Here is an 11714-nt window from a genome sequence, read left to right on the forward strand (position 1 = left end):
CTTCTTCGGCACGCCAATGTGGCGGTTGCCCTTGAGGAATTCGATACCCTTGTTGCCAGCCTTCGTCTGGAGGCAGCCCGTGATGAAGATGGTTTCGTCGTTGACCGGGAGACCATTTTCTTCGAGGAGCTTCTTGGCCTTCGGAATACCCGGTTCGAGAATTTCTTCTGCGCACTGGATGCCCGGATAGGCTTCCTTGAACGGCTTCATGCCGAACTGGTCGGCTGCAATCTTCACGAGTTCCGGATCCGGTTCGCAAGGAGTCTTGCCCTGGTAGCCAAGGAGCATCTTGCCGTAGCCTTCCGTCATCTTGAACCATGTGCCGCGGCCTGCAGCCTGGTTCAAGGTGTTCATGTAAGCCTGCTGGAAGTAGAACTGAGAAACCGGCGTCACAGAGGATGCGAAGCCACCGCGGCGTACGCATTCACTCATGTTTTCGATAACCTTCGGGAAGAGGTGGAAGGTCTTGGTTTCGCGCATCATGAGCGTGTTAGCTGTGAGAGCGCCACCCGGCATCGGGCTGAAGATAACGTCGGTTGTGATCTGACGAGCTTCAGGCGGGAAGTTGTAGTCCTTGAGGCATTCAACAGCGACGTTGTTGGCTTCCATGAGTTCCGGAATGTGGTCGTCAACGATGCTGTCTTCACCGAGGGCGAGCTTGTAATCCGTACCCTTGAGGGCGTGGAACATGGAGAAGAGGTCCGGCTGAGCCGTACCGCCAGAAAGCGGCTTGCGGCCGAGGTCGACGCCATCTGCGCCACCTTCGATAGCTGCCTTGTACTGAGCCACACCAGTACCGCAGGTGTCATGGCTGTGGATGCGGAGTTCGACGTTGTCGCCGAGGAGCTTACGAGCGCGCTTGAATGTTTCGTAAACCTTGGTCGGGTTTGTCGTACCGGAAGCGTCCTTGAAGCAGACGGAAGCGAACGGAACACCGGCGTCCAAGATGTTGCGGAGGATGCGTTCGTAGAATTCCGGATTGTGGGCGGCGTTGAGGTCGCATCCCGGAGGAAGTTCCATCATGGTGACGACGACTTCGTGTTCAAGTCCTGCGTCCGTGATGCACTTACCGGAGTAAATGAGGTTGTTGACGTCGTTAAGAGCGTCGAAGTTACGAATACGGGTCATGCCGTGCTTCTTGAACATGTCGGCATGGAGCTTGATCATATCGCGCGGCTGCGGAGCGAGAGCGACCACGTTGATACCGCGAGCGAGAGTCTGGAGGCGAATCTTCGGACCGACAACGCGACGGAATTCATCCATCATGTCGAATGCGTCTTCGCCGCAGTTCTGGTACAGAGCCTGGAAACGGGCGCCGCCACCTGCTTCGAAGTGGGTGATGCCAGCCTTCACAGCTGCTTCAACGGCAGGCATGAAGTCCTTCATGAACACGCGAGCGCCGAAAATGGACTGGAAGCCATCACGGAACGAGGTGTCTTGGAACTTGATCTTTTTCATAATGTTTTCCTGTGGGATTTAATCCCTTGTTTTTACTGTACAATAAAATACGGGCGGAAATTTAGAAATTGTTACTAGTTGCTAGTTACTAGTTATAAGAAAATGAGGGGAAAATCGGAACTTGAAACTTAGAAATATGCGTAAATAAAAATTTTCTTTTTGCGAAGAACTATTGAAACTCTTTAATTAATGGTATCATCTAGAAATACACATTGTGAAAAATGTATTTTTGTCCTAATCATATATAATACACACCAAATTGTGTTGGAATACGGAGTCTTTATGAATAAAAAGTACGCTCTTGCGATAGCGACTTCTTTTTTAGCCGCGGAATCGGTTTTTGCCGCTCCGTCTGGCGATAGAACAGTGATTGCCTGTAGCTTTGACGACATGTTCGGCAATTCTTGCTACTGGCGTTGCCCGGATATGGACGATACGTTTAGAACGGAAAAGAAGGACGATCGTTGCGCCAATGTGCTTTTCAGATGCGTCAATTATCCGCGTTCTTTTATGCGTTCGTCTGTGGGGAGTAGCGAGATTTGGATTACTCCGGATAAGTACAACTATTACTTTGGAAAGCTTCCGCAGGAATTTGATTGTAGTATTTCTGACGAAGAGCGCGCAATGCAGGCATCTCGACCGACACAGCCTGTGGCTCAGCAGAATTCTTACGCTTCGAACAAGTACCAGAATACTTCGACCTATGACGAATCAAGGAATCTCCTGATTGATAACCGTGATGGCGAACGCTATTCTACGGTGAAAATTGGCGGCCGCGTATGGATGGCGGAAAACCTGAAGTTCCGCTTGCCGGAAAGTTACTGTTATGACAATGTAACCCAGAACTGCGATAGTTACGGCCGACTTTATACGTGGAGCGCCGCAAAGAGGGCTTGCCCTGATGGTTGGAGCCTGCCGATGGGTGATGACCTCAACTACCAGGACTTCAATCTGAATAATTTTAGAGTGGTCAATGGAGGTTACTACGTTGATGGTGACCGCTATATTGATTTAGGCAACCGTGCGTTCTTCTGGCTTGGTGATGAAAAACCGGGTGATCGTGCTGATGCCATGAGCTTTAGAGGCCAGAACCTTGAAACTTTCGCGTTCCAGGGACGTAAGGCGAATGCTTATTCTGTGCGCTGCATCCAGAATTGGGAAGCCGCTTGCAAGGAACGTCTTGGTGGCGTGATGGATAATGCCGGAAAGACTTACAGGACCCTTAAGATTGGTGATCAGACCTGGATGGCTGAAGACGTGATTCTCGACCGCCTGGATGAAATGGAAGCCCGCAATCTTGACCGTGCCTGTCCGCGTGGTTGGCATGTTCCGGAACAGAGTGAATACGAACAGCTTTTCTCGAAGGCGACTGAATTTGAAATTCATGCAAATGACAAGCGCGTGAGAAACAATCGCGATACGAAGGAAAACCCGTGCAGCATGAATTTTGACTTCAAGCGTGGCTATTGGACTTCTTCGAAGAATGGTAGCGAAATGACGTATGTGGACTGGAAGTACAATGCTATCCGTGAAAAGGGTACACCGTACTTTAAGCATGGTGATGCTTATACAAACAAGCTCCGCTGCATCAAAAACACGCCTTCTTACGGTGCGCCGAAGCCGCAGGTGACGACGTCTCAGCCTGCATCTCAGGCTAATGCCGCTAATAATGCTGCAAATAAGACTGTTTTGGAAAAGTTCATTTTGCAGGGCGTGACGTTTGGCGTTGGCCAGTCCAGATTCACTCGTGAATCTACGGATGGCTTGAATAGACTTGCTGACCATCTGAGAAACTACCACGGCAAGAAAATCGAAATCGTCTCTCATACGGACAACATTGACCGCCCTGAAAGAAGTCGTGTACTTGCCTTGAAGCGTGCCGAAGAAGTGAAAAGCTACTTGGTGATGTCGGGCATTCCGGGTCAAGATGTTATTGCAACGGGCAAGGGCGGTGACGAACCTCTCGTTCCGAATACGACTCCGGATAACAGAATGAAGAATAACCGTATTGAAGTGTTTGTGTATTCGTTCGATGCACCTTCCCAGGCTAAGCAACCGCAAAATTCTCAGCAGAAATCTCAATCTGTTGCAGAACCTGCTCCGAAAAAGTGCAAGGAACGCGATATGGCAAACAATAAGCTTGGTGAATGCTATTCTTACACGGAAGGCACTAAGGACCACAGAAGGTGCATGGCTGCATACAAGAACTTGCTGGACCTTGCAAATTCGAAGTGCAGATAAAGTATTTGGAGCCGGCCGGGTTCTGACAGTGAAATGTTAAAAAGCGCAGCTCATTGAGCTGCGCTTTTGTCTAAGTTCTGTCAACTTAGTTCTAAGAGGGCTGAAAGCCCGGTCTATCCTTAGATGAACATCATCGTATTGAGTTTTGCGCGGTACTTCCAGGTGAGTTCGTGCTTGGGACCGAGAACGCCAAAGAGCGTGAGCATTGCTTTCTTGGCGGCGCCGTCATTCCATTCTGGAGCTTCGACGTACAGGTTCAGGAATGCCTGGAGTGCGCTTTCAAAATCTTCTTCGCAGGCGAGTTTGCAAGCTTCGTGATAGACGATGGCTTCTTTGCCCTGGACGTCCTTCTTGGCGACTTCGGCGTGGAAGTCGAGAAGTTCTAGGAGTGATTTGGCTTCGCGATACTGGTCGTCGCTTTCAACAAACTTGGAGAGAATGTCCTTTGCCTTTGCGGTATCGCCGAGGCCGAGGCTTGCCTTTGCCCACAAAAGCTGGAGCTTCTTGTCGCTTGGGTTCTTGGCAAGAGCTTCATCGAGCATCGGAAGCGCCTGGTCGAAGTTCTTTTGTGCGATGGCGTCTTCGAGAGCGGTCTGGAAACGGGCTTCTTCGGAGACGTAGAACTTTTCGAGACGCTTCTTGAGGTCGGCTTCGGGGAGCACACCCTGGATGACGTCTGCAATCTGGCCTTTATCGACCACGTGAATCTCGGGGACGGACTGCACGCGGAACATTTGGATAAGGCGCATGTTTTCGCGGTCATCGCAGCTTACGACGCCGAGCGTAAAGTCCATGCTTGTGGAAAGCTGGCCTGCCAACTGGGAGTACGGGGCGCAATCCGGATATTCTGCGGAAGAGAAAAGAATCGCGACGGCGCGGGTTTCAGAGGCCTTGATGACCTCTTCTTCAAAATTTTCTGCTGTAATTTGAACTACTTTAGCCATGAGCTTAAATTTAGTTAATAGTTACAAGTACCTTCGGTACAGTTACTAGTTACTAGCAAATTTCATTTATAAAATCCTCTTAATCAAGTGGACTCTAGCAACTATGGACCTGCAATATAAGCAGGATGCTTCATGCAACTAAAAATCTAATAACTAGTAACTAATAACTAGTAACTTTCAATCCCTAATTGCTATATTGAAAAACATGTGTAAATGTTCTTTTTGCGGTTCAGAAGTCGAGTCCCTCAGAATTGTCAATCTTGATCTGAGGATTTGCCCGAAGTGTTATTCCATTTATTTCCCGTGCAACCAGACGTTTGCCTTTTACGGCGGACTCTCGGACAAAACGCGCGAATTGTGGCTCAATGACTTGAACAAGAAAAACGTGCAGGACCCGCCCTGCGAAAATCCGGTGTGCATCGATCACGGTCAGCCGCTTGTGAAGGGCAAGCTCCCGCATTACGGTTTCGATGGCTACGTGACGACTTGCTGCGAAACGTTCCACATGCCACCTTCGACGGTGAAACAGCTTTTGCAGTGGTCCTTGGACATCAAGGCGGCTCCGCAGGCCAAAGAAGGCAAGCACCATTTCTTCTTTATCCATTGGATTGATTCGCTTGTGAACAAGATTTTTGGCGAAAAGCCTGTGGAAGAAGATCCGCTGGACTACATTCAGTACAATAGAACTTTAAGGAAATTTTTTGAGTAAATGAAAAAATCATATACGATTTTAGCAATCATTGCGATTATTGTTGTTGCCATCTATGTCATGCTTCCGAAAGAGCGATTTGCTGAAACGGTGTTTCCACTAGGGGATGGTGCAAAAGTATCTGCTTATGACGATAATGCAGACGGGGGTACGTCTGCGGTCCAGTTTAAGTCTGCTGATTCGCTTGTTTCGTTCCAGTGCGCGCTGGGCGTGGACGAAAAGAAATCTGCCTGGTGTGGGCTTGTTTTCAACTTTGACCCGAATGGTGAAAAAAAATTCCACAATTGGAAAAATGTCGATACGCTTTATCTGGACATCGATGTTGCTGGAACGAATGAAATCAACGTAAAGACGTGGACTTTTGACCCTGACGTGACGGACTTGAAGCATCCCGAGACATTCCGGTTGTTGCTGAAGGAGGTGCCGGTAAAGCCGGGCCGAAACCAAATTGCAATCCCGTTTGAACAACTTTACATTCCTGATTTTTGGTACAATGACCGTGGCGTAAAGCGTTCCCGTAATCGACCGCATCACGAAAGCGTTGCGCGCGTAGAAATCTCGGCGGGCTGGAACCAGCCGCGCGGGAAAAATTTTGCTGTAAATGTCCGTGAAATTTCGGTGAGCGGGACGAGCAACAGGGCTTATGGGATATTCCTGTTTATTATTCTTGGACTTATGATCGTGGCGATTGGACGTAGCCACCCAGTGAAGGAGTACGATGAAAAAAAGTAGGTGGATTGGAATCTCGATTTTCCTGGTCCTGCTTATTGCTTGGGGCTTTTTCTATTCACGCTGTGGGGGAGTGGCGGTGGAGCTTTTCCCTGAGCGGACGTTTGAAATTTTCCCGTTGAACGATAGCGCTGTCGGTGGGTTTTCGACAAGTGAAGTGCAAGCGGCGGATACGCTCCTTACTTCTACTGTTGTGATACATTCAGGCAAGGCTTTTACGTATGCGGGTGTTGGCTTTAATCTGAGGTCTATGGACAAGCGCCCTGGTAGCGTTTTTGACCTGACAAAGTTTGATTCCATGGAAGTTCATGTGGCTTCAAAACGCATGAATTCTATGAAACTTCGCATTTTGACGGATGACCCGGTCTATACGCGTAATGGCCACTATGCGACGCTTCGCGTTCTGGAAAAAGATATTCCGTCGGCGCCTTATATGTTGATGGGCGGCTCGAAGGAACGTTTTGCGGTGAGTCGGTTTTCGCTTAACGAATTTCGCGTTCCGGAATGGTGGCTTTCTCAACAGGGGCTTGAAGAAGACGATGGCAAGACGTACTTGAATCGAACGGCCTTCTTTGAAATAGTAAGTGGCGCCTCGACGCTTCGAGGCATTCCTGATGAAATGGAAATCCGCTATGTGCGTATTTGGGGCAATAATGCTGATGAAAAGAAAACGTTGCTTATTGTACTGGGTGCCATTTTGTTTGGATTTGTGCTATTTTTAGTATGTTCTGCAAAGTTATGCAGGAGGGAAGATGCAAAGAAATTGGACGCTTGATAGGGTGATGCGCTATGTGCTGATTGCTGCGGCTGTAGCGGTTTCCCTTGTTGTACTTAATTATTTGAGTGGGGTCTTGTTCCCGTTTTTTGCGGCGTTCTTGATTGCCTATATCATGGACCCGCTTGTCTGTAGATTGCAAATAAAATTTCGCTATCGCGTAATTGCTGTTGTGGTCGTGTTGCTGGGCGCAGCCGTAATTATTGGCGGTTGTATGTATTTCTTTGTTCCTAAAGTAGTACATGAAGTTCAATATTTGGGAACGCTTATTTCCAGGATTTTTACGGATTCGACCTGGAGCGACCGTATCATGACTTTCTTGCCTGCGGATACGTGGGCGTCTGTTAAGGCCATGATCTCCTGGAATAGCATTGCCGAGGCGATGGAATCGCTGGATGTGTGGAGCGTTGTCCAGACTGTTTCGGATAGGATTTTGCCAGGTGCCTGGGATGTCCTTTCAAAAACATCGACAATCATTATGGGCGTTTCCAGTGCGGCTGTTGTGTTTATGTACCTTGTCTTCATTATGCTCGATATGCATAAAATAAGAAAGGGAATTCGCCGTTTGATTCCGAGGCGTTACCGTCGTGAAGCTGGAGAATTTGCTAGTGCTACGGACAAGTTTATGGGAACGTACTTCCGTGCACAATCGATGGTTGCTTTTACGGTCGGCGTTCTTTATGCGATCGGTTTTAGCGTGATGGGACTCCCGATGGGAATGGCTTTTGGACTTTTCTCCGGGGCGTTGAACATGATCCCTTATATGCAGCTTACGACGATTCCGCTCGCCTTACTACTGGCGGTGGTTTACGCTCTAGATAAAGGAATGCCGTTCTGGGAAGTGGCTCTTATCATTCTCACGATTTACCTTGTCGTGCAGATCATCCAGGACTTCTTTTTGGTGCCGCACATTGTCGGCAAGTCCATGAACTTACCCCCGGTAGGGATTCTTCTGTCCCTTTCGATCTGGGGCAAGTTGCTTGGCTTTTTGGGACTTTTGGTGGCTATCCCGTTCACGTGCATCTGCCTTGTGTATGTAGAGAAATTAAGGACTAGGGCCGATCAATATGTGGAGGACGCGGGCAGACTGGCGCCAAAGGCTTGATTTTATAGGGTTTTAAAAACTTTTTTCAATAAAAAACCATCTTATCTAAGAAAAAAAAAGTATAATATTACCAAACAATTCACAAATCTGACTCAAGGAGTTATAAAATGAACAAACAAGATCTCATTGAAGCCGTGCTCGCTAACAAGGAAGCTGGCATTGAATCCAAGGCTGCAGCAGCTCGCGCAATCGACGCTGTTCTCGATGGCATTGCCGCTGGCATCAAGAAGGATGGCAACGTCCAGCTCATCGGTTTCGGTACTTTCTCTGTGAAGTCCCGCGCTGCACGTACTGGCCGCAATCCGCAGACTGGTGCAACCATCAAGATCAAGGCTTCCAAGACTGTCGGCTTCAAGGCTGGTGCAGCTCTCAAGGAAACTGCTGCTAAGAACAAGCCGGCTAAGAAGTAATTTCTGAGCTAGATTTGCTTTTGGCAAAGAGTGGGTCGCTTTACGGCGGCCCTTTTTTTATTGTTGCTTTTTTGTTATGCCCCGTGAATCTTTTTGATTGTTTATTATATTGAGGGATAACAACTTAGAGGTTTATTATGAAACGAATTTTTCTGGGAATGATTCTTGCTGTGTCGCTTTGCGGATTTGTAGGTTGCGCTGAATATGAAGGTGACGACGAGGATATTCATGAAAAGTGTTTGAAGGATCCGAATCTTCCGGTGTGCCAAGAAAATCCAGGGAATGAAGAACCGGAATCAAATCCTTCGATGAATGAAGATTTATAATTAGTCTGGTTTATAAAAGGCTTTTTATATCTTTTTGTTGAAAGGTCTGTTCACATATTCTATATTTGCACAAGTTTAAGTCTTTGCGAAATAGGAAAGTGATGAACGTGATTACAAAAAATGTAATGTACACCTGTGACATGCACAATGTTGCGCCGTTCGCTGGTTTTTCTATTTCCATTTTTGATTTTAAAGATGCTGAGCCGTTTGGTTCAGCTTTTTTTTGTCATCCTCGACCAAGCGTCAGCGCGGGAGGGGATCCATACATTTTATACTAGAGTTTAATAATTAATTAGTCAAACGGAGATAAACAAAATGAAGATTGAAGGCATCGACAAAGTCCTTATCATCGGTTCTGGCCCGATCGTGATCGGTCAGGCTTGCGAATTCGACTATTCTGGCACCCAGGCTTGCAAGGCCCTGCGCGAACAGGGTTACAAGATTGTGCTCGTGAACTCCAACCCGGCTACCATCATGACCGACCCGGTCATGGCCGATGCCACCTACATCGAACCGCTGAACGTCGCCCGCCTCACCCAGATTATCGAAAAGGAACGCCCGCAGGCCCTCCTCCCGAACTTGGGCGGTCAGACCGGCTTGAACCTCGCCTCTGCCTTGAGCAAGGCTGGCGTGCTGGACAAGTACGGCGTGAAGGTGATCGGTGTGAACCTCGACGCTATCGAACGCGGCGAAGACCGTGAAATCTTCAAGGAAACCATGCAAAAGCTCGGTATCGATACTCCGCGCTCTGGCATTTGCCACTCTGTGGAAGAAGCTGAAAAGATCGTGGCCGAAATCGGTTACCCGGTTGTCGTTCGCCCGGCATACACTATGGGTGGTGCAGGCGGCGGTTTCTGCTACAACGTGGAAGAACTCCGCACCATTTGCTCCAACGGTCTTGAACTCTCGATGACGCACCAGTGCCTCATCGAAGAATCCATCCTCGGTTGGGAAGAACTCGAAGTCGAAGTGGTCCGCGATGCAAAGAACCAGATGATCGCTATCTGCTTCATCGAAAACATTGACCCGGTGGGCGTGCATACTGGTGACTCCTTCTGCGCAGCCCCGTTCCTCACCATCGACAAGGCCCTCGAAGAACGCCTCAAGCGCGATGCCTTCAAGATTGTGGAATCTATCGGCGTGATTGGCGGTACCAACGTCCAGTTCGCTCACGATCCGAAGACGGGCCGCGTGGTGATCATCGAAATCAACCCGCGTACCTCTCGTTCTTCTGCTCTTGCTTCCAAGGCTACCGGCTTCCCGATTGCTCTCGTTTCTGCAAAGCTCGCTGCCGGCCTTACCCTCGACCAGATTCCGTACTGGCGCGATGGAAGCCTCGAAAAGTACACCCCGAGCGGTGACTACGTGGTGCTCAAGTTCGCTCGCTGGGCATTCGAAAAGTTCCGCGGCGTCGACGACTGCCTCGGCACCCAGATGAAGGCTGTGGGCGAAGTCATGGCTATCGGCAAGACCTACAAGGAAACCCTCCAGAAGGCTATCCGCGGTCTCGAAAACGGTCGTGCAGGCCTCGGCTTTGCTAAGGACTTCAACAAGAAGAGCAAGGAAGAACTCCTTGAAATGATGAAGACCGCTTCTTCTGAACGCCACTTCCAGATGTACGAAGCTCTCCGTAAGGGCGCTACCGACGAAGAAATCTTCGCCGCCACCTACGAAAAGGCTTACTTCGTGCAGCAGATGCGCGAACTCGTTCAGCTCGAAGAAGAAATGCTCAAGACTCCGGGCCGCCTCCCGGCTGATGAACTCCTCATCAAGGCCAAGAAGGACGGCTTTAGCGACAAGTACATCGCCAAGATCCTCGGCATCCGCGAAAAGGACGTGCGCAAGAAGCGTACGGAACTCGGCGTGGTCGAAGGCTGGTGCGCAGTGCCGGTGAGCGGCGTCGAAAACCAGTTCTACTACTACAGCACCTACAACTGCAAGGACGAATCTACCGCTTCCACAAATCCGAAGAAGATCATGATCCTCGGCGGTGGCCCGAACAGAATCGGTCAGGGTATCGAATTCGACTACTGCTGCTGCCACGCTGCAATGGCTCTCCGCGAAATGGGTTACGAAACCATCATGGTGAACTGCAACCCGGAAACGGTTTCTACCGACTACGATACTTCCGACAAGCTGTACTTCGAACCGGTCAGCCTCGAAGACGTTCTCCAGATTTACCACAAGGAAAAGCCGGCTGGCGTGATCGTGCAGTTCGGTGGCCAGACTCCGCTGAACATCGCCCGCGCTTTGAGCGACGAAGGCGTCAAGATTCTCGGTACGAGCATTGACTCTATCGATATCGCCGAAGACCGCGACTTGTTCCGCCAGATGATGGACCAGCTCGGCATCCCGATGCCGGAAAGCGGGATGGCTACGAACATCGATGAAGCCCTCGCTTGCGTCAAGCAGATCGGTGGCTATCCGGTGATGATCCGCCCGAGCTTCGTGCTTGGCGGCCGCGGCATGGAAGTCATCTACGATGAAAACATGCTCCGCGAATACGTGGCGAAGGCCGTGGGCGTGACCCCCGATCGTCCGCTCCTCATCGACCGCTTCCTCCACAATGCTCTCGAATGCGAAGCTGACGCCCTCTCTGACGGCGAACACGTTTACATCCCGTCCGTGATGGAACACGTCGAACTTGCCGGTGTCCACTCCGGTGACTCCGCTTGCATCATTCCGCCGGTGACCATCACTAAGGAAAACTTGGCAACCATCAAGGATTACACCAGGAAGATTGCCGAAGCCCTCCATGTTTGCGGCCTCATGAACATGCAGTACGCTATCGAAGACGGCAAGGTGTTCGTCCTCGAAGCTAACCCGCGCGCCTCCCGCACGGTGCCTCTGGTCTCCAAGGTTTGTAACACGCAGATGGCTCGCCTTGCAACCCGCCTGATGCTCGGTGCCAAGCTCGAAGACCTCAAGCTCAAGGACAAGAAGTTCAACCACCACGGCGCCAAGGAAGCTGTGTTCCCGTTCGACAAGTTCCCGAAGGTGGACCCGGTTCTCGGCCC

10 protein-coding genes are annotated in these 11714 nt (G+C 49.8%); 8 read left to right on the top strand and 2 right to left on the bottom strand.

What is annotated here, in order from left to right:
• Nucleotides 1-1458 (bottom strand): biotin attachment protein (locus ACJMM9_RS06890; protein ID WP_405325026.1); only part of this gene is annotated, 1458 nt, incomplete at its 3' end.
• Between the two features lie 282 nt (nt 1459-1740).
• Between ACJMM9_RS06890 and ACJMM9_RS06895 the strand changes: the two genes are divergently transcribed.
• Complete coding sequence (locus ACJMM9_RS06895; protein WP_405325029.1) at nt 1741-3699, top strand: FISUMP domain-containing protein; 1959 nt, start codon at nt 1741-1743, stop codon at nt 3697-3699.
• Nucleotides 3700-3818: 119 nt separating this feature from the next.
• Here the strand turns inward: ACJMM9_RS06895 and ACJMM9_RS06900 are convergent, their stop codons facing one another.
• Nucleotides 3819-4643: a tetratricopeptide repeat protein gene (locus ACJMM9_RS06900; RefSeq protein ID WP_405325032.1), complete on the bottom strand. Its 825-nt coding sequence runs from the start codon at nt 4641-4643 to the stop codon at nt 3819-3821.
• Between the two features lie 205 nt (nt 4644-4848).
• Here ACJMM9_RS06900 and ACJMM9_RS06905 point away from each other — a divergent pair, with 205 nt between their 5' ends.
• The 7 genes from ACJMM9_RS06905 to carB all read left to right on the top strand — a co-directional run.
• Nucleotides 4849-5352: a hypothetical protein gene (locus tag ACJMM9_RS06905; protein WP_109572690.1), complete on the top strand. Its 504-nt coding sequence runs from the start codon at nt 4849-4851 to the stop codon at nt 5350-5352.
• Nucleotides 5353-6084 (top strand): hypothetical protein, encoded by a 732-nt coding sequence (locus tag ACJMM9_RS06910; protein WP_405325035.1) that lies wholly within the window; start codon nt 5353-5355, stop codon nt 6082-6084.
• On the top strand, nt 6071-6856 hold the full coding sequence (locus ACJMM9_RS06915; protein WP_405325037.1) for a hypothetical protein: 786 nt from the start codon (nt 6071-6073) through the stop codon (nt 6854-6856). Before ACJMM9_RS06910 ends, ACJMM9_RS06915 begins: the two co-directional genes overlap by 14 nt.
• Nucleotides 6834-7961: an AI-2E family transporter gene (locus ACJMM9_RS06920; protein WP_088640390.1), complete on the top strand. Its 1128-nt coding sequence runs from the start codon at nt 6834-6836 to the stop codon at nt 7959-7961. The genes ACJMM9_RS06915 and ACJMM9_RS06920 overlap by 23 nt, the downstream gene beginning before the upstream one ends.
• A gap of 107 nt (nt 7962-8068) precedes the next feature.
• Nucleotides 8069-8371: an HU family DNA-binding protein gene (locus tag ACJMM9_RS06925; RefSeq protein WP_072827891.1), complete on the top strand. Its 303-nt coding sequence runs from the start codon at nt 8069-8071 to the stop codon at nt 8369-8371.
• A 137-nt stretch (nt 8372-8508) separates the two neighbouring features.
• Nucleotides 8509-8697 (top strand): hypothetical protein, encoded by a 189-nt coding sequence (locus tag ACJMM9_RS06930; RefSeq protein WP_405325042.1) that lies wholly within the window; start codon nt 8509-8511, stop codon nt 8695-8697.
• A 315-nt stretch (nt 8698-9012) separates the two neighbouring features.
• Nucleotides 9013-11714 (top strand): carbamoyl-phosphate synthase large subunit (gene carB / locus ACJMM9_RS06935; protein ID WP_405325045.1); only part of this gene is annotated, 2702 nt, incomplete at its 3' end.

Source organism: Fibrobacter sp. (assembly GCF_045112255.1).
Taxonomy (GTDB): Bacteria; Fibrobacterota; Fibrobacteria; order Fibrobacterales; family Fibrobacteraceae; genus Fibrobacter.